Genomic DNA, 21,342 nt, shown 5'->3' with positions numbered 1-21,342 from the left:
GGTTCTCTACCACACGGGAGTTCGATCTCGCCTGGCTCGCCGATCACGACAGCGTTTAGGGTGTTGCAAGGGGTGGGTACCCTATGGAGTACACGCGCCTCGGGGCGACCGGAACGACGGTTTCGCAACTGTGTTTCGGCACGTGGCGGTTCGGTCGCGAGACGGGCGGCGTCGTCGAGACCGATCGGGAACAGGCCCACGACCTGCTCGACGCGGCGTGGGATCACGGCATCAACTTCGTCGACACGGCGAACGTCTACGGCACGCCGAACGGCACGTCCGAACGGTTCATCGGGGAGTGGCTCGCGGACCACGATCGGGAGGATTTCGTCCTCGCGTCGAAGGTCTACTTCCCGTTCGACGGCCGGGGCGAACCCGGACCGAACGATTCCGGACTCGGACGGAAGCACATCCGCGCCCAGATCGAGGGCACGCTCGATCGGCTCGGCACCGACTATCTCGACCTCTACTACATCCACCGCTGGGACGAGGACACGCCGATCGAGGAGACCCTCTCGACGCTGACCGACCTCGTCCGAGAGGGGACCGTCCACTACCTCGGCGCGAGCACGATGGCCGCCTGGCGGCTCACGAAGGCCCTCTTCACGAGCGACGTCGAGGACTACGAGCGCTTCGCGGTCACGCAACCGCTGTTCCACGCGGGCTACCGCGACGATATCACGGACTATCTCGACGTCTGCGCGGACCAGGACCTCGCGGTCTGTCCGTACTCGCCGCTCGCGGGCGGCTTCCTGACCGGCAAGTACGAGCGCGTCGACGAGGACGATCCGACGCGGTTCGAAGGCCCCGAGGGCGCGCGCGGTTCGCTCTCCGATCGGTTCGAGGACTTCTACCTCTCCGAGCGCGGCTGGCACGTCCTGGACGAGGTTCGCGCGATCGCTGACGAACTCGACGCCGCGCCGGCCCAGGTCGCTCTCCGCTGGCTGATCGAGCAACCCGAGTTCACCTGCGTGCCGATCGTCGGCGCTCGCACGGTCGAGCAACTCGAGGAGAACGTCGGCGCGATCGACGTCTCGCTGTCCGACGATCAGTTCGATCGGATCGTCGACGCCCGGTACGACGAGGCGGGCGCACGGTGGGGCCACCGGACCTGAGACGGACCGCTGTCTCCGGAAGCTTCCAGTCAGTCGACACTGGCTTCGCCGATGGGAAGGCGCTTTAGGGAGCACGTCGTTGCCCGATCCGATGAAACGTCGGACGATCCTGGCGAGCGGCGGCGTCCTCGCGGGGACGGTCACTGCTGGCGTCGTGAGCCGACCGTCGAGCGACGATCAGCTGCTGTCGGCGGCCCGGGAACCCGATGAGGCGGGTGCGGCTAGCAGAACCGAGGAATCGATCCTTCAGGGAACGGACCACGAGACGCCGCTATTCGAAATCGACGCGCCGAGAGACGGCCCGACGGCGATGATCTTCGGGGGCATCCACGGCGACGAGCGAAGCGGTATCGAGACCGCCCGCGAGGTCACCGAGTGGCAGCCCGACAGGGGACGGCTCGTCGTCGTCCCCGAGACCAATCGCATCGCCGTCGAAAACGACGAGCGGGAGGGCCCCGACGGCGACCTGAACCGTCACTTCCCGCCCGACGGCGACCCGACGAGCGAACTCGCACGCGGCGTCTGGGACGCCGTCGCGCGCCACGACCCCGACGTGGTTCTCGACCTCCACCGATCGCTCGGGATCTACGGCCTCCACCGGGAGTTCGTCGGCCAGGCGGTCTTTCACTCGCCGGATGCCCGCGGCGAGGCGCTCGCCGACGCGCTCGACGCGGACGCCGTCCCGTGGTACCTGCCGTTCCACCGGTTTACGGCCCGCAAGACCTCCCTCTCGGGGTCGTTGCTCTTCCAGAAGGCCGCCCGCGACCTCGGGGCCAGCGCGTACCTCTTCGAGACCACCGAGTTCCTGCTCGATCGATCGACGAGAATCGAGATGACGCGACTGGCGACGGCCCACGTCCTCGCGACGCACGACCTGCTCGACGCGGAGGTGAGTGGATGAGAGCGACGCCGGACACGGTGCGACGGATCGCGGCCAGTCCCGCGACGATCGGAACCTACGTCCTCCTGGTCGTCCCCTTCGCGCTGGGCTGGATCGACGCGCGATTGTTCTCGCCGCTCGCGCTCCCGGGCTACCTGCTCTACGGGATCGGGACGGCGATCGGCAACGCTCTCGCGCCGCGATTCGAGTTCTGGATCTACTGGGTCCCGTTCCTCGTCGGGACCTACGGCATCGCGAGCGTCGTCGGCGTCGGGTACGAGTGGTGGCGCGATCGACCGGGCGGCGGTTCGCACGGCGGTCGGTGACGGTGTGACGACGCGGCGGCGGTGACGCGGCGGCGGTGACGCGGTGGCGGTGCGTCGGCGGGCCGGGACAGATCCCGCGGGAGTCGCCCGATCCGGGTCCCGCCGCGTTACCGCGAATCAGTCCCTTTTTACGCGATGCCGGGGAAGGATCGGCTATGAGTTTCGAGGAAGACGATCGCGTCGTCCTGCACGACGAGCACAGCGAGTTCGACGGCGAGACGGGGACGGTCACCCAGACGATGGAATCGATGTTCGGCGACGTCACCTACACGATCAGCTTCGAGGACGGCCAGGAGGCCGGCGTCCCCGAGGACGCCCTCGAAGCGGCCGAGGACGAGGACGCCGACGAAGAGTAACGGAGTCGCTGGCCACCGGCCAGTCACCCGACCCGCGATCGGAGCACACTGATGCCACAGATCCCGCTTCACTACGTCGATTTACGCACGTTCTGCTACGCCACGGAGGACGAGAAGCGCGTCGAGGAGGCGCTTCGAACCTTCCTGCCCGAGGAGTTCGAGATCGAACGGGCCGAGAGCGAAGGCCACTACGGCGATCGGATCCTCGTCCTCTCGGCGCGGGTCGAGAACGCCGACAACGTGCGCCACGTCCTCTCGCGGCTGGCCGACCTCGAGGAGTTCGAGCGGTTGATCGACGAACTCGACGCTCGGGTGACCGAGAATACGGAACTCTTCTTGCGACTGGACAAGCAGGCCGCGTTCGAGGGGACGGTCCGACTCGGGGACGGAATCACCTTCCGGGCGAAAGTCGAAGCCTACCCCGCCAAGAAAGAACAGGCGGTCGAGAACGCCCACGAGGTTCTCGAACGCCTCCGCGACGAGAACTGACCCCGTCGAGGGTGTCGTCGTCGTTTTAGATCCAATCACGATCGAAATCGTCTGGTAACCGGACCGATCGACACACGGTCCGGAACGCATTTGACTGACCAGTCAGTAAGTTCGCGTAGTACCTACCCGATGTCGGACGAGACGATCGACGATCTCATGGAGGCGACGTATCGCGCGCTCTGCAAACACGGCTACGCGGATCTGACGATGCAGGATATCGCGGCGGAATCGGACAAGAGCAAGGGGACGCTTCACTACCACTTCGACGGCAAGGCTGACCTTCTCGAATCGTTTCTGGCGTATCTGCTCGATCGGTTCGAGGAGCGAACCGAGTCCGTTCCCGGCGATTCGCCGGCCGATCGACTCCACGCGCTCTTCGACGAACTGCTGACGCCGACGGACGAGGCGGCCGCCGCGGAGTTTCGAACGGCGGTGCTCGAGATCAAGGCCCAGTCGCCGTACAACGAGGCCTACCGCGAGCGACTCCAGGAGTTCGACCGCGCGCTGCACGACCGGATCGCGGACCTCGTCGAGGCGGGGATCGAGGCCGGCCAGTTCCGGTCGACAGTCGACCCCGACGAGACGGCGGAGTTTCTCGTCACCGTCTTTCACGGCGGGCAGACCCGGGCGGCGGCGGTCGATCGCCCGCTGGAACGGACGAAGGCGTCCGTCCACGAGTACATCGACGCGGTGTTGCGATCGGACGCGGCGGTCGGTGAGGGTGGAGACGACGGGCAGCGAGGAGCGGACGAATGAGCCTCGCGGATCGGCTCTCCGGACTGTTCAAGAGCCGCGAGGAGTTCGACCTCACCTCGGGGAGCATCGCGTGGCCGCTGTTTTACCTCTCCCTGCCGATCGTCGTGACGAACCTGTTGCAGACGGCGTACAACCTCATCGACACGTTCTGGCTCGGCCAGTACAGCACGAACGCACTCGCGGCTATCAGTTTCGCGTTCCCGATGGTGTTCCTACTCATCTCGGTCGGCATGGGGTTGTCGGTCGCGGGGAGCGTCCTCGTCGCCCAGCACGTCGGCGCGGACGAGGAGGCCGAGGCGGAGTACGCGGCCTCCCAGACAGTCGCGCTCTCGCTGCTGCTGGCGTTCGTCATGGGGATCGTGGGCTACGTGTTCGTCGAGGACCTGCTCTCGATGTTCGGCGCCTCGCCGGCGGTGTTGCCCCTCGCCACGGACTACATGCAGGTCATCTCCCTCGGCCTCGCGTTCATGTTCGGCTTCTTCGTCTTCATCGCGCTCATGCGCGGCTACGGGGACACGATCACGCCGATGCTCGTGATGTTCGGTTCGGTCCTGCTCAACGTCGTGCTCGACCCGTTCCTGATCTTCGGCTGGGGTCCGTTTCCGGAACTCGGGATCCAGGGAGCCGCGATCGCGACGGTCTTCTCGCGCAGCCTCGCGCTCGCGGTCGGCCTCGCGATCATGCTTCGGGGGACCAGGGGCGTCCGGATCCGCCTCCGCCAGATGCGCCCGGACCTCTCGTACGCCCGGAAACTCGTCAAGATCGGCGTCCCCGCGTCGATCGAGGGGATGGGCCGGGCGCTGTCGATCAACCTGTTGCTGGTCATCGTCGGCCTGTTCCCGACGCCCGTCGTGGCCGCCTACGGGATCGGGACGCGCGTGTTCTCGGTCATCTTCCTGCCGGCGATCGCGATCGCTCGCGGCGTCGAGACGATGACCGGACAGAACGTCGGGGCCGAGAAACCCGATCGCGCCCAGGCCGCCGCCGACTTCGCGTCCCGCGTCATGTTCGTCGTCCTCGGCGCACTCGGCGTCGTCGCGTGGCTCGGCGCGCGACCGATCGTCGCCGTGTTCACCACCGACCCGGAGGTCGTCGACATCGGCGTCACCTTCCTCCGGTACGTCGCGCCGTCGTTCGGCTTCATCGGCGTCATGCGCTCGTACAACGGCAGTTTCCGCGGGACCGGGAAGACCCTGACCGCCGCGGCGATCGTCCTCGTGACCTATGCCGTCGTCCGACTCCCCGCCGCCGCGGTGCTCTCGCAGACGATCGACTACCGCGGGATCTGGATCGCCTTCGCCGCCTCGAACGTCGTCGGGGCCCTCCTCGCGTACGGCTGGTACCGTCGGGGAACCTGGCGTAACGTAGACGTAACCGGCGACGGGGCGACCCCCCAGTTCGGCGAGGACGTCGATGTCAGCACGGACGACTGATACGGACTACTGTACCGATGCAACGGCGCGACCGCGACCCTGTCCACAGGCTGCGCCGGAACTGACGGACAGCGGTCCGTACGAACGGGGTTCGACCCGCTCCCCTTCGGGGGTTCCGACGCCGGACGCCCGTGCTAGCCGAGCGGGGGTCTTTTGCCCTCCGCCCGTAATCCTGGGTGTATGGAAGTCCACGTCGTCGGTGACGACCCGGTCCGCGAGGAGGTCGTCGCCGCCCTCGAAGACGTCGACGTCACCGTTCGAGACGCCAGCCCGACCGATCTCGCGGACGCGCGGTTCGCGATCGTCAGCGACGTCGCCGGCGCGACGACCTTCGATCGCGCGAACGCGGCCGTCCGATCGGGCTCGACGCCCTGGATCGCCGTCGAGATCGGCGGCGTCGGGGGGGTCCCGATCGACGCCGTCGACGCCGCCGTCTCCGGGTTCGCCCCTGCGACGGGCTGTTTCGAGTGTCTCAACGCCCGCGTCGTATCGACCGTCGACGAACCCGCCGAAACCCCGACGGCCGATCGGAGCACGGCACGACTCGCCGGGGCCGTTGCGGGCCGGGAGTGCGTCCGCGTCTTCGCCGGCGAGGAGCGATCGATCGTCGGCCACACGATCGAACTCCCCCACGAGCGTCGCCGTTTCCTCCCGGTTCCCGGCTGTGACTGCGGGTCCGGCGAGCGGGAGCGATCGCTCGACTTAGACGATGCGGACTCGCTGTCCCTCGAGACCGCCGTCGAGCACGCCGAAGCCGCGATCGACGATCGGGTCGGCGTCGTCACCTCGATCGGCGAGGTCGAGTCGTTCCCCGCGCCGTACTACCTCGCGACGACGGCCGAGACGAGCGGATTCAGCGACGCGAGCGCGGCGAGTCAGGCGGCCGGCGTCGACGAGGACTGGAACGCCGCGCTGATGAAAGCCGTCGGCGAGGCCCTGGAACGGTACTGTGCCGGCGTCTACCGCGACGACGACTTCGTGCACGCGAGCGAGTCCGATCTGGAGAACGCGGTCCCTCCCACCGCGCTCGCCCGGCCGGACGACGCGCCGGAGTACGAGTCGAGCGACGAGCACCGGTGGGTCGGGGGCGAAAACCTCGAGACCGGCGAGCGGGCACACCTGCCCGCGGCGGCCGTCCAGTTCCCACAGCCCGGCGATCGACTGGTGCCGGCGATCACGACCGGCCTCGGCCTGGGTTCCTCGACGGTCGACGCCATCCTGTCGGGACTGACGGAGGTCCTCGAACGCGACGCGACGATGCTCGCGTGGTACTCGACGTTCGAGCCGTTCGAACTCTCCGTCGAGGACGAGCGCTTCGCCGCGCTCGAGCGACGGGCCGCGAGCGAGGGGCTGACCGTGACGCCGCTGCTGGTCACGCAGGACGTCGACGTCCCGGTCGTGGCGGTCGCCGTCCACCGCGACGTTGAAATGGACGACCCCGGCGCGTCGGACGCCTGGCCAGTGTTCGCGGCCGGCTCCGCGGCAGGGCTCGACGCGACCGCGGCCGCGACGTCGGCGCTCGCGGAAGCGCTACAGAACTGGATGGAACTCAGGAGTCTCGGACCCGACGACGCGGCGGACGCGTCCGGTGCGATCGGCGAGTACGCCGCCTTCCCCGACCCGGCGCAAGCGTTCGTCGAGACCGATCGCACGGTTCCCGCGGCGAGCGTCGGCCCCGATCCGGTGCCGACGGGGCGTGAGGCGCTCGAGACGCTCGTCTCGCGGACGGCCGAGAGTGGGCTGACGCCGTACGCGGCGCGGCTCACCACGCGCGACGTCGAAACGCTCGGCTTCGAGGCGGTCCGGGTCGTCGTGCCGGGCGCACAGCCGCTGTTCACCGGCGAGCCGTTCTTCGGCGAGCGGGCCCAGTCGGTCCCGGACGACCTCGGGTTCGAACCGCGACTCGATCGGCCGTTCCACCCCTACCCCTGAGGCTCGACCGGGTGCCGGATCGATCGGACTTACGACGCGTTCTCGTCGCCCGCTCCTGCTGTCGCGTTCTCGTCGTCCTCCGTCGACGCGTTCTCGGCTTCGTCCTCGTCGTAGACGACCTCGAGTTCGACGTCGTCGGCGTAGGCGGTGATAAACACGAGTTGCGCGTCGGGGGAGATCCGGGCGGTGGCGACGGAACTCGACTCCTCGCCCTCGAACCGGATCACGCGGAACCGCTGTTCGAGTTCGTCGAGGTGCGGCGGATGGACGAGTTCGCCCGACCGGACGGAGTAGTTCTCGTCGTAGGTCTGCCGATCCGTGCCCGTCTCGTAGGCCTCGAGTCGGATGTTCTGTGGCCGATCGCTCTCGTTGGTGATCTCGATCGGAATGCGCCCCTGAACGCGACCCTGGAACTGGCTCTGGATCCCGTCGAGACAGCCTGCCAGTCCCGCCAGCGCACCGACGCCGGCGGACTGGAGTACCGTACGGCGATTCACGCGCGGGACTCGGGCCCGAACGCACGTAGGCGTTGTCTTTTTCGGTGGCCGCGGGCACACGCCTCCTGCGATCGGTGTGACTGGACTCAGTCGTTCCGCTGGAGGGGTTTCTCGACGACGTATCCCCACTTCTCGTACGCCTGACCCTCGTAGAACGCGTGTACCCCGTCCTCGTCCAGCGGCGACGCCAGCGCGACGTATTCACAGCCCCGATCGACCGCCCACGCCTCGACGTGCTCGAGCAGTGCCGCGCCGTGGCCCTCGCCGCGTCGCGACTCGTCGACGACGAGATCGTAGAGCCACGCGTGTCGGACGTGATGCAGGTGCGACGCGTCGAGGACGCCCGCGACGCCGAGCAGGTCGTCGCCGTCGTACCGCCCGAACAGGTGATACTCGTCGCCGTCGGTCCAGGACACCATCTCGTCGCGATCGGCGTCGGTCCAGAGTTGCTGGAGGAGCGGAACCGCCGATCGGCGCTCGGACTCCGTCCGCAACGATCGGATCTCCATACCGGTCCGTTCGATCGCACCGTAAAGAAATTCGGGGCGACAGCCGATCCGATCGGTGCGATTCCGCGTCCGCCCCTCCGCTGCTGGGGTTCCGTATCACGTGGGTTTTTACCACGATACGCGAATGATCGCGTATGGAGAAAGTCGCGATCGACGACGTGGAGAGCGAACCGAACCCGATGAAGGTCCACTCGGTCCGGCGGCCGATCTCGAAGGCGCTCGGCTTCACGGACTTCGCGATGAACTACTTCGAACTCGAACCCGGCGAGTCCTTCTCGGGCGGGATGCACACCCACCACGACCAGGAAGAGGTCTTCTACGTCCAGGAGGGGACGGCGACGTTCGACACCGAGCGCGGCGAGGTCACCGTCCACGAGGGCGAGGTCATTCGCTTCGCGCCGGGCGACTTCCAGAAAGGGTACAACGACGGCGACGAGCGGGTCGCCGGCTTCGCGTTCGGCGCACCCGGTGCCCAGCACGACTGGGAGGACCTGGAGTCGCTGGTCTACTGCCAGAACTGCGAGGACGAACTCGGTCACAGCCTCGCGCTCACCGACGAGGGGGCGTTCCGACTGACGTGCAACGAGTGTGGGAACTCGTTTACGATGGGCTGATCGACGGCCGACCGCGCCGTCGGATCACTCGCTGTCGGGCGAGTAGTTCGGCGCCTCGTCCGTGATGACGACGTCGTGGGCGTGGCTCTCGGCCTGGCCCGCCGAGGAGACGCGAACGAACTCCGATCGCTCCTTGAATTCGGGGATCGTCGGCGCGCCGACGTAGCCCATGCCGGACTGCATGCCGCCGGCGAGCTGGTGGAGTTCGGACCTGAGCGTCCCCTTGTACGGGGTTGCGGCCTCGACGCCCTCGGGGACGTACTCGTCGTCCTCCTCCGGTTCTTCCTTGAGGTACCGGTCGCTGTCGCCGGACTTCATCGCGCCGACGCTCCCCATGCCGCGGTACTGCTTGTACTTCTTGCCGTTCATCGTGACGACGCGGCCGGGGGCCTCGTCGGTGCCGGCGAAGTAGGAGCCGAGCATGACCGCGTCCGCGCCGGCGGCGATCGCCTTGATCGCGTCGCCCGAGTAGCGGATGCCGCCGTCGGCGATCACCGGGATGTCGTGTTCGCTCGCGACGTCGGCGACCTGCGCGACGGCCGTGATCTGGGGCATCCCCGCGCCGGAGACGATGCGGGTCGTACAGATCGACCCGGGACCGATCCCGACCTTGATGCCGTCGGCGAAGTCGATCAGATCTGCTGCTGCCTCGCGGGTACCGACGTTGCCCACCACGACGTCGGCCTCGACGCTGTCTTTGATGTCGCGAGCGCCGTCGATGACGTTCATGTTGTGCGCGTGGGCGGTGTCGATGAACAGGACGTCCGCCCCGGCCTCGTCGGCGGCGACCGCGCGTTCTTTCTCGAACGGACTGACGGCGACGCCACAGCGGAGGCGCCCCTCCTCGTCGCGGACGGCCTGCTGGTACTCGCGCCGCTGGAGGATTCCCTGCATCGTGACGAGTCCCACGAGGAGGTTCTCGTCGTCGACGACCGGGACGCGCTCGATCTTGTGCTCGTACATCAGGTCGAACGCGTCGCGCGGATCGATCTCCTCGGGGGCCGTGATGACCTCGTCGGTCATCGCTTCGGTAACCGGATCGTCTTCGTTGACCTCGAGGTGTGGCCGGATGTCGGTGCTCGAGATGATCCCGAGCACTTCGCCGCGCGTGTTGACGACCGGCGCGCCGCCGACGCCCTCGCGGGCCATCAGTTCGTCGACCTCGCGAACGGTCATCTCGGGATCGGCGGTGACGACCGAGTCGAGCGGGATGATGAGTTCGTCGGCGCTCTTGACGCGTCCGATCTCCTCGACCATCTCGTCGACGTTCATGTTGCGATGGAGGACGCCGAGGCCGCCGTGACGGGCCATCGCGATCGCCATCTCGCTCTCGGTGACGGTGTCCATCGCAGCCGAGAGGATGGGCACGGACACCTGGACGCCTTTCGAGACGTGCGTGGTGAGGTCGGCGTCGTCCGGTTCGACACGGCTCTCCTTCGGCCGGAGGAGGACATCGTCGAACGTCAGCGCCTCCGGTACCTGGAGTTTCGAGGAATAGGGCTCGTGCTCAGGAACGTCGTTCGCCATGTCAACCGTCCGGACCCGTCGGCAAAAAGCGTTGCGAGATAGCATCGACTGTGAACGGGTGACGTGGCCGTCGACGGCGGTTTCGGGACGGGGAACTCGCTACGCTCGCCGGGAATGGGCAGTCCGTCCGATCGAGACGCGACTGCCCCCGATCGACGTGGACCGATCGGGTCCGCCGTCGGTCGGGACGTCGCCCTCACTCGATCGACCGGCTGGTTGGCGTGTGTCTACCACGGCGCCAGATTCGTTCACTTTCGTCTGGATTTGCGCGCCATTGGCGAAACATCGACGAGTTATGCAACGGCGTCCCACACAACGTTTATTGACAATCCGGTCCACCGTTCGAGTATGTACGCTGTGAGTTGCAGTGATTCCCGGTCCGATGGCCTGACGAGTGTCGACTCTGTCACCGGCATCAATTTCGGGAAATTTACACTGCAACTCACAGCGCGAGGCCACAACTGGGCGACGAACTGGCTCTCCGGTACGGAGTCAGTCCGGGACTGTCCACCCTATTACCCACCGGCCTCGGGTCACGGCCATCGACCCTGAGCGATGAGTACGTCTCAACACCCGGTCGCACTCCGTCTCGAACGGATAGTCGGTGGGAACGCCAGACTGCTGGCGCTGGTGATGATGCTGCCGCTGATCGACGGCGTCTTCCCGGCGCTGATCCTCGCCGGTGCCGTAGACGACCCACTCGGTGCGGTTCAGGTCGGTCTGTTGATCTTCGGCGGGAGCGCCACCGTCGCCGTCATCCTCGCGGAGATGACCGGAACGCCCCGCGAGCAAGCGGCGGTCGTCCTGCTCGTCGGCGTCCCGCTGATACTGCTCGCGGCCGTGCAGGCCGCCCTCGCACCGGCGATCGAGAGCGTGCTCGACATCGTCATCTTCGAGCGGTTCGCCGCGCTCGTGATCGCCGCGATCGCGGCCAAGACCGCAAGCGCCACGGTCGGCGAGTACCTCCCGAACCCCGGCGTGATCATCGCCCTGGGGCTGGTCGCCAGTATCGACCTGAGCGGCGCGGAGGTCGTCGTCATGAACGATCCGGCGCTGGTCGCCAACGCGACGCTTGCCGCCGCCATCGGCGTCGCCTTCGCGCTGACGATCGCACTGGCCGGCCCGTACCTGCGGGAGTACATGGACATCGATCGATTCCGCTTCGGGAGCGCGGTGGCGCTGGGCCTGCTCCCGCTGTCACTGCTCGGCATGGCCTTCGGACAGGCCCCGCTGGCCGCCCTGCTCGTCGCGGCCGTCTTCGCGATCGACATCCAGTTCGATCGGGGCGGCGAGGACGACGCGGGCGCGGCCAGCATCGTTGCCGATGGCTCCTCGACGGCCGATGCCACCGGGATGCCGATCCAGACGGTGGGGACCGCACCCGCGGTCGGGACCGGTCCGCTGCCGGATGGCGGCTCGGGGGGCACCGATCGGGACGCGGACGAGCGATCGAGCGACGACGGTGCGGTCGCGGACGCCGACGACGCGGACGACAGCACGTACCCCGGCGACGACTCGACCGACACCGAGGGTCGGGCCCCGTGGCTGTAGCCCGAATCGAAACCACTTTAGGGCGGATCCCCCAAGGAGAATTCGAGGGGTCGTGGCCAAGCCAGGCATGGCGACTGACTCCAGAGGCACCGCGCCCGGGACGACACTCCAGACTGATATACTGATCGGGCACCTGATCAGTGCTCGTGTGATGACCCTCTGGAGTTCCGAGGCGCACCGGAGATATCAGTCGATCGGGGGTTCAAATCCCTCCGACCCCATATCCTCACCGTACACAAGACCGTGAGCGGTGGGTATCGGACGAGGTGGCTCTGCTGGAACCATCAGTCGCCGGTAAGAGTCGCCTGTCGAATACAGAGAACGAGTGCAGCCAAACGGCCTCGTTTATTTCGCCACAAAGCCGGCGAACAACCCGTTCAGTAGATATGCATACTGACCGTCGCCCACGCTCTACGTACTACCGGATCAAAGCACTACGACACTCAAGGATAATTCTGGACGATCTCACAGTGCAACTGGTGCTTCAAGATCAGGATCGGCGTCAATGATGGCTGAAAGCTGGGGTTGCAACTGCTCGAACTGGGGGGTTGGTTCCACCAGTTGCCGTTTCCGATCGTACTCGATAAGCGATCGGTCTTCTAACTTCGGGAGCTGCACGTGGAACAGTGACATTCGAATCTGCCGTGATTCTCCTTCGGAAACCTCTAGAAGAGGTGTGTGATGATTGTGTTTGATGATCGCCTTCGTGAGATCGTTCACCGTTAGCGACCGCTTCTCAGTTGCCAGTACTGCGAGGATGATACGGCGGTGCTGCTCTTCACACAGTTCGAGAAGCGTGCTGAACTCGGCGGAGGTCCCAACCATACACGGGCAAAACATCCCCTTGCTGAAGAGGCGGAAGGCTGTATAGTACTACTTTGCGCGTCGCGGCTAGACACTCTGTACACGCTGAATTACGCTTCGTCCTCATCGGAGTGACTGATCGTTAACGTACTCGTCACGAGATTCTTGTATGCAGCGCGAAATCGGTTTGAAAGCGTCTGTTGGGAAACCCCCATTTGGTCCGCCAGTTCCCTCATTGTCACTGCCCGTGGAACCTCGTAGTAGCCTGCTTTCAGGGCGGTGACCAGCGTCTCCCGTTGCGTTGGCGTAAGATCGTACTGGGCGCTCGCCATCGGCTGTTCCTGTTCTATGGTTCGATTGAGTTCGAATGAAATATCGTTTTCATCACAATAGTCTTGAAATTCCGAGAGAGAGTCGTGGCTATCGAATCGCATTCGCAATTCCCAGTCTTCCGCTTTACCGACTGCTTGCATGAGCGTCGCCCCGAGTTCCACATATGCATAGATGATGGTCTCGACGTTTGCCGTCCACTCGGCACGATACAGTCTCGCCTCATTGACTTCGTCGATAACAGTGGTGTTCGTCACGGATTCATCGTTCTCAAACGCGTCTTCGAATTCTTCGTGATCACCACCAGTCACCCAGAAATACGGCATAATCCGATCTTCCATCGTCGCCACAACCTGCTCGATCTCGACGACCATCTGTGGAACTGCTGTGAGCGCGTGGTTCAGTGCAAGATCATCTGATTTGACGGAAAATTCGGCGATAATGCTCATACTGCCGGTTGGTGGCCGAGTACAATAAGTCGCAGTAAAAATAGGGGGGCGCTACGCTATCTAGATAGAGTGTTCAGTCCCTTCTCTGTACTCAGCGATCGCCACCCTCGCAATCAATTCGAAACTCGTCTGCAACAGCGCCGACGAGGTGGATTGGAGGAGACGAGAGGTGTATAACGAAGCGAGCACGCTCGGCGTCGGTCGAATCCCTCGGCCCCTCTCCAGGACACTCTCGTGAACGCGTTCGGAGTCGTCCGCAGGGCGACAATCGAACCGAACGACACGACCCCGATCGGAACTGTCGCCATCTGCTTATTTGTGTTCGATTTTGGGGCGTGAGTGACGATATCGTCTCTTATCCAGAAGCCGATACCTACCCTTTTTGGGACAATCCTCTTGCCTGAACAGTCCCGAACGTCGGTATGGTCCCCCCTGACCGTCCGCGTCCGCGAAACGGTGATCGCGAAGAAATCTGGGTCGTGCGGGACGAATCGGAGTCCGTGGTAGAGACGATTATCCGCGGACTGGGGCGTATCGAGGACGTTCCCAGGAGCGAACTCGATCCGCTATACGAACGGGTGGAGACGGACGCGCTGACAGCCCTGCTCGAGCACGCGAGAGACGCCGACCGCGCAGTCGGCGTCGAATTCACGACCGACGAATACACGGTCCAGGTCTCTAACGACTGGGTGTGTATCCACGACGGAGTGCCGACTGTAGCGTCGCGACGGTGACGCTCGGACTGCGATCGCCTCGTCGACGGCCCGCACGCCGATCGAGCGCGTCACCCGTCCGGAACCGCTGTGATTGCGGGTCCGTAAGGGCGACGGCCCACCCGATCGATCGGGTGGGCCGTCGGCGGCTGCTTCTCGACGAGCGTGCCGAACGGGTCCCGGGCGTCGATCGGGACTGGGGTCACAACGGTCGAAGCTATCAGTGAAACTGGATATTTGCGAGAGTTTTATCCGCTTCACGGGCGACTCACGGACATGAGCACACGCGCCGACGCTCCCGATGGTGCCTTCTGGGGAGACGTCGAGGACGATGTCGCGCTCCAGCGATTTCGGACCCTCGTCAATACGATCGACGACGGCATCTACCAGCTCGACGCGAGCGGCCGCTTCGTCGCGGTCAACGAGACGATCGTCGAAATCACCGGTTACACGCGCGACGACCTAATCGGCGAGCACGTTTCGCTGCTGATCGACGCCGACGATATCGCCCGCATCGTCGACCGAATACCGACCGCCCTCGAGTCCGAGGCGGCCGACATCGAGACGGTCGAACTGACGATCGAGACTGCCGAGGGGGAGCGGATACCGTGTGAATTGCGGATCAACATGCTCGTCGAAGACGGCTCGTTCCAGGGCACGATCGGGGTCGCACGGGACGTCTCCGAGAGGCGACGGCGTCAGGAATCGCTCGCGTCCGCACAGGCGTCCTACGAGTCGATCACCGACGTGCTCGACGAGGCGAACATCGGGGTCATCCTGCTCGACGACGCGTTTCAGATCGCGTGGGCCGACGATACGATCGCGGAGTATCTCGATCTCGATCGGGACGCCCTCATCGGCCGTGACAAACGACGGGTCGTCGACGAGACGATGAAACACCGGTTCGCGGACCCGGACCGGTTCGCGGAGACCGTTCTGCCCACCTACGACGACAACAGCTACACCGAGCAGTTCGAGTGTCGCGTGACGGCGGGTGAGAGTCGAGACGATCGGTGGCTCGAACACTACAGCACGCCGATCGAGTCGGGACAGTACGGTGGGGGCCGGATCGAACTCTACTACGACATCACGGACCGGAAGGAGTCCGAAGACGCCCGAAAAGAGACCGTAGCGGAGTTTCACTCGCTGGTCGACGCCGTCGAAGAGTACGCGATCTTCCGCCTCGATCGGGACGGACACGTCGCGAGCTGGAACCAGGGGGCGCGAGAAATCAAGGGCTACGACCGCGAGGAAATCCTCGGCGAGCACTTCTCGACGTTCTACACCGAGGCGGACCGGGCGGCGAACGTTCCCGAGCGAAATCTCGAGCGGGCGGACGAAACCGGATCGATCGAAGACGAGGGCTGGCGCGTCCGGAAGGATGGCACGCAGTTCTGGGCGAACGTGACGATCACGGCGATCAGGGACGTCGACGGTACCCATCGAGGCTACCTGAAAGTCACCCGCGATATGACCGATCGGCGGGAGCGCGAACTGGAACTCGAGAGCGAACTCCAGCGGATCCTCGGTCGGATCTCCGACGCGTTCTACGCGGTCGACGAGGAGTTCAGGTTCACCCACGTCAACGATCGGGCCGCGGAACTCCTCCAGCGGTCCGAGGAGGAACTGCTCGGCAAGAGCCTCTGGGAAGTGTTCCCCTCCGCTGTCGAAATTGACGAGGTATCCGATGCCTTCCGGAAGGCGATGGAATCGCAGGAGCCGACCAGCTACGAACTCTACTACGAGACGCTCGAGTTCTGGGTCGAGGCGAACCTCTATCCCTCCGAGACCGGCATCTCGGTCTACTTCCGAGACGTCACCGATCGCAAGGAGCGCGAGCAGGAACTCAGGCGGACGGAGCGTCGGTTCGAGGCGATTTTCAACGATCCGAACATCCTCGTCGGACTGTTGGATCCGGACGGGACGGTACTCGACATCAACGGGACGGCGATGGAGTACGTCGATGCCGACCTCGACGACGTAACGGGCAAGCCGTTCTGGGAGACGCCGTGGTGGGGCGGCGGTGACGGCGTCCAGGCCGATGTTAAACGGTGGACCGAGCGAGCGGCGTCGGGTGAGTACGTGGAGTTCGAGGCCGACCTCACGCAGCCGAACGGCGAGCGGTACACGCTCGACGGCGTCTTCAGGCCCGTCACGAACGACGACGGGGAGGTCGTCTCGCTCGTCGTCTCCGATCGCGACGTTACCGAGCGCAAGCGGCGCGAGCGGCAACTCAGGAAGTCCGAGCAGCGGCATCGAACGCTCGCGGAGAACTACCCGAACGGGATCGTCACCATGTTCGACGACGACCTCCAGTACACCCTCGCCGCGGGGCGCGGATTCGAGGACCTCCCAGTGTCACCGGGCGACGTCGAAGGCCACCCGGTTCAGGACGTGTGGCCCGACCACGTCTCCGATGCGCTCGAGCCAGCGTTCCACGCCGCGCTCGACGGCGAGACGCGGACGATGGATCTCCAGTACGTCGACCGGGAGTGGGTCATCCACGTGGTGCCAATCACCGACGACGCCGGCGACGTCTTCGCCGGGATGACGATCGCACAGGACATCACTGAGCGCAAGGCGCGCAAGCGCAAACTCGAGGACGTGATCGAAAAGCTGGAGGCCTCCAACGAACGTCTCGAACAGTTCGCCTACGCCGCCAGCCACGACCTGCAGGAACCGCTCCGGATGGTATCGAGCTACCTCCAGCTTATCGAGGCCCGCTACGCCGACGAACTGGACGAGGACGGCGAGGAATTCCTCGCGTACGCCGTCGACGGGGCCGATCGGATGCGCGAGATGATCGACGGGCTGCTCGAGTACTCCCGGATCGAAACGCGCGGCGATCCGTTCGAACCGATCGACCTGAACATCCTGCTCGAGGACGTACAGTCCGATCTCCGGATGCAGATCGAGGAGACGTCCGCCGAGATCACGTCGACGGATCTCCCGCGCGTCGAGGGGGACGACAGCCAACTCCGCCAGGTGTTCCAGAACCTGCTCTCGAACGCGATCGAGTACAGCGGCGACGAACCGCCGCGGATTCACGTCGGGGCCGAACGAGACGGCGGGCAGTGGATCATCTCGGTTCGGGACGAGGGGATCGGGATCGATCCCGACGTCGAAGATCGCATCTTCGAGGTGTTCGAGCGACTCCACAGTCAGGCGGAACACCAGGGGACCGGGATCGGCCTCGCACTCTGTGAACGGATCGTCGAACGCCACGGCGGCGAGATCTGGGTCGACTCGGAACCGGGAGAAGGGACGACGTTCTCGTTTACGCTTCCAGCCGTCGACTCGTGACGGAAGTGCGGTCGCCGTCTCGATCCGCCGTTGACGTTCGGCCGGCGGACCGACGATCGCCCGCGTCGGAGATGATGAGAATCCTGAATACGTTTTACGGCGCTCGGTCCCGTACACCCACGCATGACCGCTCAGGCGACGTCCGCGTCACCGTCATCGATGGCCGCACGACCGGCCGGACTCGCGGCCGCAATCGGGACCTGGATCCTCCTGTCGGGTATCTTTCTGACCGGTTTCGGGTGGATCGTCACGCTGAACGTCCTCCTCGGGGCAACGATCGCCACGGCCGCATCGTACGCGGCGGCCTGGCCGTCGGACGGGCCGCTTCCAGGGCCGTCCCTCGTCGCCCCGCTGATCGCACTCGTGCTCGGAATCGTCGTGATCGCCCTGCCCTTCCTCCTGAACGTCGCCGACGCGCGAATGGTCTGGAGTAACGTGATCGCCGGGGCTCTCGTCGTGGTCCTCTCCGCGGCCGCCGTCTACGGGAGCGTGCAGTTGCAGGGGCGGACGACGCGTGCCTGACTCCCGGCCGGAAAGTCGGAACCCGACGGAGACACCGTGAGACGATCGGCCGCCTCGAGACGCCGTCGAGTACCGGTCACGTCCCGGGTAGCCGTCTACTCGGAACTGTCCTGTGCCACTACGGTCGTTTCCGCGACGACGAACCTCGCCAGCGTTCGCTTGGTGTGGCTCTCGAGCAGGTGCTCCTCGAGACACCGACCGGGATCGAGTCCGTCGTGACAGACCGGACACTCGGGTGGTGGTCGCGTCGCCATACAGGGGACAGGATACCCGATCGCAAAAGGATGCGGCCGGCCTCTGCGCCCGATCGAACCCCCAATAGGCCGGACGACTCCCCTCGCGACGGTCACGACCGGGCGAACGCCGACGCGATCACGATCGCGAGCGGTCGTCGTCCGTCGCGTCCCCGTCGGCGAAATCGATGGTCGCGGCGGTGTCGTCGAGATCGGTAAAGCTGGTACTCCCGCACGAACACCCGTCCCGACTGCCGATCGGCTGGAGGTCCCCACTGTCGAGTTCGATCGCGGCGTAGACCGAGCCACACTGTACACAGGCGGCGACGGTGCGTGCCTGTGCGTCGTCGCTGTCGTCCATCAGCGGTCGCTCGCCAGTCCGATAATATAAACGATGTGTGAGGATTCGAATGACAACGACGGACGAATCGGATCGATCGGACGATACGCGCCGGCAGGGGTACGGATCGAGAACGATAGGCGAACCGACCGATCAATCGAACTGAATCTACCGAAATTTTGACTGTCACGGCGTCTGGGTGGCGGGAAAGGCTACCGGAAACACAATCCGTCTATACGTCTTCGTGGTGGAACCCACTGATGACAACAGTCGTTGAACTCGAGGTTCCGGCCGAGCGACTCGGGCTAGCCCGGACGTTCGATCGAGTTCCGACGTTCGAGTTCGAGGTCGGTGGACTGATCGGGGATGCACCGCCGCTGGTGTGGATCACGGGCGCCGATCAGTCGACCATCGAACGGGCACTCGAGACGGACCCGTCGGTGGAGGTGATCGCGGCGCTCACCGACGGAACCGACGGTCCCAACGACTGCTGGCTGTTCCGGCTCGAATTCGGCGAGGAAGCGAAGCTGTTCCAGCGGATTATCGCCGAGAACGACGGGGCGATCCTGGCCGCACACGGCCAGGCGGATTGGTGGTCGGTGAAACTGCTCTTTCACGATCACGAGGCGGTTTCGGCGTGTCACGACCTGTTCGACCAGTACGAGTACCGGGTGGAAGTAACGCGCGTGGCCGGGACTAACGACCTCGCGAACGCGGAGACGCCGCTGACGGAAACCCAGTACGAGACGATCTACAAGGCGTACGAACTCGGCTACTTCGACGTCCCGCGGGAGGTGACCCTCGAAGAACTGGCGTCCGAACTCGGAATCTCCCATCAGGCGCTGTCCGAACGCCTCCGCCGAAGTCACGCGGCGCTCGTCAGCGCAGAACTGTCCGGCGGGATGACGCCGATCGAACTCGACCCCTGAGCCGGCGCCGGTAGCGATCGAACCCGCCGGACGTCGAACGATCGTCCTCTGCAACCAGTATATATTCTATTTCGCCCATCCTGTGCAATATTAGTGTTCGTACAGTCGGTTTATTTGTCCGTATTGCCCAGTGTCCACTAACAAGTGGATTTAATAGTGGACGGACCGATACTGCCGGTGTCGGCGTGAGATCGCTCGCGCCGAGCCCGCAACGCACGGGATACCGGTGGCTGATTCGTGCTCGCGGAAGGGGTCACTCGTGGCTGTGTGATCCCTTCCGTCCGCAGTTTTTCGACGTCGTTCCCGGAGAGCGCGAGCGAACGCGGCGGTATCCCGGTGACCGTCAATCAGCGCGGGAGGCGTGACTCGCCGCGTTCGGTTCGGTATCGGGGGCCGACTCGGATTCGAGGACGCGATGCGCGTGGAATACCACGGCGAAGTCCTGCGGGCTCGGGATCGCACAGGCGAGCCAGCCGATCGCTCCGGCAGCGACGATCGGCGTCTCGACCGTGACGTACCCGGAGACGCCGAGTCCGAAGACGGGAACGGCCAGGAGGAGTGGTGCGAGGGCTGCGAGACGGAAGGGCCAGGGCGGTTCGGAGCCCGTTGGGCGTGGACGGACGACTGCCCACGGACAACTCGCGAGGAGGCCGACGACGCCGTCCGTTCGGCCGGGAACGTAGACGACGTCGTAGTCGACGCCCGCCAGCCTGAGCACGAGCGCGTGTGACCACTCGTGAGCGACCAGTCCGGCGACGACCGCGAGGGCGAGTATACAGCCGGCGACTGCCACATCCGTTCCGATCATGACTCGCGCGAGATGCACAACGGGGGCGTGTTCATCGACGAAGCGATGGTGTCATGTGCGATCCCATGCGATCGAATCGAGCGTCTCCCGTCGGTAATCCAGCCGGGTGTACGGATCCGCGTTTTAAGACCGCGAGCGACCGATCGGCCAAGCGGTTAAGTACTGTGGACTGGTACCGCACGCCATGGTATTCAGCGAATCGCTCGAGTTCGGCCACGCTGACCGCAAGGCGATCTACGAATACGTCGAACGCCACGGCGCCGTCGATCCCGACGAGGTACAGTCCCACCTCGGGATCGATCCCAGCGGCTTCCGTCATCACGTGGCGATCCTCAAACGCGACGGACGTCTCGAGGAGGGCGGCGGCAAACTGCGCGTGACGATCGACGCGGGGGCCGAAGAGGAGTACGTTTCGGAGGCCCTCGAGTTCCACATCCGGCCGGCGAGACAGGAGGACCTCTCGGGTATCGTCGGTGCGATCCGGCAGGTCGCCGAGGAGCGGACCTACATCGAGGCCGAGAGCGTGGCGGACGAGATCGACCACGAGGAGACCCTGCTCCGGCACAACGAACTCGAATCGCGGATGTTCTTCGTGGCCACCGTCGACGACGAGGTCGTCGGCTGGGTGCACCTCCACGCACCGGAACTCGAGAAACTCGCCCACACCGCCGAACTCACCGTTGGCGTGCTCGAGGGGTATCGCGGTCACGGCATCGGCTCGCACCTCCTCGCGCGGGGACTGGAGTGGGCCGGGTCGAACGGCTTCGAAAAGGTCTACCAGAGCGTTCCCTCGACCAACGAAGAGGCGATCGAGTTCCTCGAGGAACACGACTGGGAGACCGAGGCCGTCCGCGAGGACCACTACAAACTCGACGGCCGGTACGTCGACGAAGTGATGATGGCCGTCGACCTCTAAGCGGCCACGA

General features: G+C 65.2%; 23 protein-coding genes and 1 tRNA gene. 16 read left to right on the top strand and 8 right to left on the bottom strand.

The features are described 5' to 3' along the window. Positions 1-83: 83 nt before the first annotated feature. The 8 genes from AC6I6X_RS05985 to AC6I6X_RS05950 all read left to right on the top strand — a co-directional run bounded on the left by AC6I6X_RS05985 (position 84) and on the right by AC6I6X_RS05950 (position 7,287). Complete coding sequence (locus AC6I6X_RS05985) at positions 84-1,115, top strand: aldo/keto reductase (RefSeq protein WP_497929582.1); 1,032 nt, start codon at positions 84-86, stop codon at positions 1,113-1,115. 91 nt (positions 1,116-1,206) lie between these two features. Continuing rightward, positions 1,207-2,016 carry a succinylglutamate desuccinylase/aspartoacylase family protein gene (locus tag AC6I6X_RS05980; RefSeq protein WP_497929581.1) on the top strand — a complete coding sequence of 270 codons (810 nt, stop codon included), beginning with the start codon at positions 1,207-1,209 and terminating at the stop codon, positions 2,014-2,016. Then, positions 2,013-2,321, top strand: a complete 309-nt coding sequence (locus AC6I6X_RS05975) for a hypothetical protein (protein ID WP_497929580.1) — start codon at positions 2,013-2,015, stop codon at positions 2,319-2,321. The genes AC6I6X_RS05980 and AC6I6X_RS05975 overlap by 4 nt, the downstream gene beginning before the upstream one ends. Before the next feature lie 155 nt (positions 2,322-2,476). Next, positions 2,477-2,677, top strand: coding sequence for a DUF1918 domain-containing protein (locus AC6I6X_RS05970; RefSeq protein WP_497929579.1), 201 nt, complete (start codon positions 2,477-2,479; stop codon positions 2,675-2,677). Between the two features lie 51 nt (positions 2,678-2,728). Beyond that, on the top strand, positions 2,729-3,166 hold the full coding sequence (locus AC6I6X_RS05965) for an RNA-binding protein (protein ID WP_497929578.1): 438 nt from the start codon (positions 2,729-2,731) through the stop codon (positions 3,164-3,166). A gap of 129 nt (positions 3,167-3,295) precedes the next feature. Beyond that, positions 3,296-3,922 (top strand): TetR/AcrR family transcriptional regulator, encoded by a 627-nt coding sequence (locus AC6I6X_RS05960; protein ID WP_497929577.1) that lies wholly within the window; start codon positions 3,296-3,298, stop codon positions 3,920-3,922. Continuing rightward, on the top strand, positions 3,919-5,355 hold the full coding sequence (locus AC6I6X_RS05955) for an MATE family efflux transporter (protein WP_497929576.1): 1,437 nt from the start codon (positions 3,919-3,921) through the stop codon (positions 5,353-5,355). Before AC6I6X_RS05960 ends, AC6I6X_RS05955 begins: the two co-directional genes overlap by 4 nt. Positions 5,356-5,535: 180 nt before the next feature. Then, positions 5,536-7,287 carry a YcaO-like family protein gene (locus AC6I6X_RS05950; protein WP_497929575.1) on the top strand — a complete coding sequence of 584 codons (1,752 nt, stop codon included), beginning with the start codon at positions 5,536-5,538 and terminating at the stop codon, positions 7,285-7,287. A gap of 29 nt (positions 7,288-7,316) precedes the next feature. Here the strand turns inward: AC6I6X_RS05950 and AC6I6X_RS05945 are convergent, their stop codons facing one another. After that, entirely contained in the window at positions 7,317-7,784 is a 468-nt protein-coding gene (locus AC6I6X_RS05945; protein WP_497929574.1) for a twin-arginine translocation signal domain-containing protein, read from the bottom strand. Positions 7,785-7,870: 86 nt separating this feature from the next. Continuing rightward, entirely contained in the window at positions 7,871-8,293 is a 423-nt protein-coding gene (locus AC6I6X_RS05940) for a GNAT family N-acetyltransferase (RefSeq protein WP_497929573.1), read from the bottom strand. Positions 8,294-8,427: 134 nt separating this feature from the next. Between AC6I6X_RS05940 and AC6I6X_RS05935 the strand changes: the two genes are divergently transcribed. Continuing rightward, positions 8,428-8,907: a cupin domain-containing protein gene (locus tag AC6I6X_RS05935; protein ID WP_497929572.1), complete on the top strand. Its 480-nt coding sequence runs from the start codon at positions 8,428-8,430 to the stop codon at positions 8,905-8,907. 24 nt (positions 8,908-8,931) lie between these two features. Here AC6I6X_RS05935 and guaB read toward each other — a convergent pair whose 3' ends face one another. After that, positions 8,932-10,434, bottom strand: coding sequence for an IMP dehydrogenase (guaB, locus tag AC6I6X_RS05930; protein ID WP_497929571.1), 1,503 nt, complete (start codon positions 10,432-10,434; stop codon positions 8,932-8,934). A 555-nt stretch (positions 10,435-10,989) separates the two neighbouring features. On the opposite strand from guaB, the gene AC6I6X_RS05925 reads away from it, so the two are divergent. Both AC6I6X_RS05925 and AC6I6X_RS05920 read left to right on the top strand, forming a co-directional pair. After that, positions 10,990-11,985 carry a DUF5794 domain-containing protein gene (locus tag AC6I6X_RS05925; protein ID WP_497929570.1) on the top strand — a complete coding sequence of 332 codons (996 nt, stop codon included), beginning with the start codon at positions 10,990-10,992 and terminating at the stop codon, positions 11,983-11,985. 46 nt (positions 11,986-12,031) lie between these two features. Next, a tRNA-Trp gene (locus AC6I6X_RS05920) sits at positions 12,032-12,206 on the top strand. 244 nt (positions 12,207-12,450) lie between these two features. On the opposite strand, the gene AC6I6X_RS05915 is transcribed toward AC6I6X_RS05920, so the two are convergent. Both AC6I6X_RS05915 and AC6I6X_RS05910 read right to left on the bottom strand, forming a co-directional pair. After that, on the bottom strand, positions 12,451-12,810 hold the full coding sequence (locus tag AC6I6X_RS05915) for a DUF7344 domain-containing protein (RefSeq protein WP_497929569.1): 360 nt from the start codon (positions 12,808-12,810) through the stop codon (positions 12,451-12,453). Between the two features lie 89 nt (positions 12,811-12,899). Beyond that, complete coding sequence (locus tag AC6I6X_RS05910; RefSeq protein ID WP_497929568.1) at positions 12,900-13,568, bottom strand: helix-turn-helix domain-containing protein; 669 nt, start codon at positions 13,566-13,568, stop codon at positions 12,900-12,902. A gap of 500 nt (positions 13,569-14,068) precedes the next feature. Between AC6I6X_RS05910 and AC6I6X_RS05905 the strand changes: the two genes are divergently transcribed. The 3 genes from AC6I6X_RS05905 to AC6I6X_RS05895 all read left to right on the top strand — a co-directional run bounded on the left by AC6I6X_RS05905 (position 14,069) and on the right by AC6I6X_RS05895 (position 18,106). After that, positions 14,069-14,302, top strand: coding sequence for a HalOD1 output domain-containing protein (locus tag AC6I6X_RS05905; protein ID WP_497929567.1), 234 nt, complete (start codon positions 14,069-14,071; stop codon positions 14,300-14,302). A 255-nt stretch (positions 14,303-14,557) separates the two neighbouring features. Beyond that, positions 14,558-17,584 carry a PAS domain-containing sensor histidine kinase gene (locus AC6I6X_RS05900; RefSeq protein ID WP_497929566.1) on the top strand — a complete coding sequence of 1,009 codons (3,027 nt, stop codon included), beginning with the start codon at positions 14,558-14,560 and terminating at the stop codon, positions 17,582-17,584. Between the two features lie 123 nt (positions 17,585-17,707). Continuing rightward, positions 17,708-18,106, top strand: a complete 399-nt coding sequence (locus AC6I6X_RS05895; RefSeq protein WP_497929565.1) for an SPW repeat domain-containing protein — start codon at positions 17,708-17,710, stop codon at positions 18,104-18,106. A gap of 95 nt (positions 18,107-18,201) precedes the next feature. On the opposite strand, the gene AC6I6X_RS05890 is transcribed toward AC6I6X_RS05895, so the two are convergent. Together AC6I6X_RS05890 and AC6I6X_RS05885 are read right to left on the bottom strand one after the other, a co-directional pair. Then, positions 18,202-18,360 (bottom strand): hypothetical protein, encoded by a 159-nt coding sequence (locus tag AC6I6X_RS05890; protein WP_497929564.1) that lies wholly within the window; start codon positions 18,358-18,360, stop codon positions 18,202-18,204. A gap of 118 nt (positions 18,361-18,478) precedes the next feature. Then, positions 18,479-18,700, bottom strand: coding sequence for a hypothetical protein (locus AC6I6X_RS05885; protein WP_497929563.1), 222 nt, complete (start codon positions 18,698-18,700; stop codon positions 18,479-18,481). A 239-nt stretch (positions 18,701-18,939) separates the two neighbouring features. On the opposite strand from AC6I6X_RS05885, the gene AC6I6X_RS05880 reads away from it, so the two are divergent. Next, a complete protein-coding gene (locus tag AC6I6X_RS05880) occupies positions 18,940-19,608 on the top strand; it encodes a helix-turn-helix domain-containing protein (protein ID WP_497929562.1) in 669 nt (222 codons plus the stop codon). 343 nt (positions 19,609-19,951) lie between these two features. Here AC6I6X_RS05880 and AC6I6X_RS05875 read toward each other — a convergent pair whose 3' ends face one another. Continuing rightward, the gene (locus AC6I6X_RS05875; RefSeq protein ID WP_497929561.1) at positions 19,952-20,416 is read right to left on the bottom strand and encodes a hypothetical protein; all 465 of its coding nucleotides are present in this window, start codon (positions 20,414-20,416) and stop codon (positions 19,952-19,954) included. A 184-nt stretch (positions 20,417-20,600) separates the two neighbouring features. Between AC6I6X_RS05875 and AC6I6X_RS05870 the strand changes: the two genes are divergently transcribed. Next, a complete protein-coding gene (locus AC6I6X_RS05870; RefSeq protein ID WP_497929560.1) occupies positions 20,601-21,332 on the top strand; it encodes a GNAT family N-acetyltransferase in 732 nt (243 codons plus the stop codon). Positions 21,333-21,342 lie beyond the last annotated feature (10 nt).

The organism is Halosolutus sp. YCN4 (assembly GCF_059736495.1).
The sequence above is the reverse complement of the archived record's forward strand: the minus strand, read 5'-3'. Positions and strand labels throughout refer to the sequence as shown.

Bases quoted from the DNA above. Each gene is read 5' to 3' on its own strand.
- AC6I6X_RS05985 (WP_497929582.1), top strand. From the start codon at position 84: ATGGAGTACACGCGCCTCGGGGCGACCGGAACGACGGTTTCGCAACTG.
- AC6I6X_RS05980 (WP_497929581.1), top strand. From the start codon at position 1,207: ATGAAACGTCGGACGATCCTGGCGAGCGGCGGCGTCCTCGCGGGGACG.
- AC6I6X_RS05975 (WP_497929580.1), top strand. From the start codon at position 2,013: ATGAGAGCGACGCCGGACACGGTGCGACGGATCGCGGCCAGTCCCGCG.
- AC6I6X_RS05970 (WP_497929579.1), top strand. From the start codon at position 2,477: ATGAGTTTCGAGGAAGACGATCGCGTCGTCCTGCACGACGAGCACAGC.
- AC6I6X_RS05965 (WP_497929578.1), top strand. From the start codon at position 2,729: ATGCCACAGATCCCGCTTCACTACGTCGATTTACGCACGTTCTGCTAC.
- AC6I6X_RS05960 (WP_497929577.1), top strand. From the start codon at position 3,296: ATGTCGGACGAGACGATCGACGATCTCATGGAGGCGACGTATCGCGCG.
- AC6I6X_RS05955 (WP_497929576.1), top strand. From the start codon at position 3,919: ATGAGCCTCGCGGATCGGCTCTCCGGACTGTTCAAGAGCCGCGAGGAG.
- AC6I6X_RS05950 (WP_497929575.1), top strand. From the start codon at position 5,536: ATGGAAGTCCACGTCGTCGGTGACGACCCGGTCCGCGAGGAGGTCGTC.
- AC6I6X_RS05940 (WP_497929573.1), bottom strand. From the start codon at position 8,293: ATGGAGATCCGATCGTTGCGGACGGAGTCCGAGCGCCGATCGGCGGTT.
- AC6I6X_RS05935 (WP_497929572.1), top strand. From the start codon at position 8,428: ATGGAGAAAGTCGCGATCGACGACGTGGAGAGCGAACCGAACCCGATG.
- guaB (WP_497929571.1), bottom strand. From the start codon at position 10,434: ATGGCGAACGACGTTCCTGAGCACGAGCCCTATTCCTCGAAACTCCAG.
- AC6I6X_RS05925 (WP_497929570.1), top strand. From the start codon at position 10,990: ATGAGTACGTCTCAACACCCGGTCGCACTCCGTCTCGAACGGATAGTC.
- AC6I6X_RS05915 (WP_497929569.1), bottom strand. From the start codon at position 12,810: ATGGTTGGGACCTCCGCCGAGTTCAGCACGCTTCTCGAACTGTGTGAA.
- AC6I6X_RS05910 (WP_497929568.1), bottom strand. From the start codon at position 13,568: ATGAGCATTATCGCCGAATTTTCCGTCAAATCAGATGATCTTGCACTG.
- AC6I6X_RS05900 (WP_497929566.1), top strand. From the start codon at position 14,558: ATGAGCACACGCGCCGACGCTCCCGATGGTGCCTTCTGGGGAGACGTC.
- AC6I6X_RS05895 (WP_497929565.1), top strand. From the start codon at position 17,708: ATGACCGCTCAGGCGACGTCCGCGTCACCGTCATCGATGGCCGCACGA.
- AC6I6X_RS05890 (WP_497929564.1), bottom strand. From the start codon at position 18,360: ATGGCGACGCGACCACCACCCGAGTGTCCGGTCTGTCACGACGGACTC.
- AC6I6X_RS05885 (WP_497929563.1), bottom strand. From the start codon at position 18,700: ATGGACGACAGCGACGACGCACAGGCACGCACCGTCGCCGCCTGTGTA.
- AC6I6X_RS05880 (WP_497929562.1), top strand. From the start codon at position 18,940: ATGACAACAGTCGTTGAACTCGAGGTTCCGGCCGAGCGACTCGGGCTA.
- AC6I6X_RS05875 (WP_497929561.1), bottom strand. From the start codon at position 20,416: ATGATCGGAACGGATGTGGCAGTCGCCGGCTGTATACTCGCCCTCGCG.
- AC6I6X_RS05870 (WP_497929560.1), top strand. From the start codon at position 20,601: ATGGTATTCAGCGAATCGCTCGAGTTCGGCCACGCTGACCGCAAGGCG.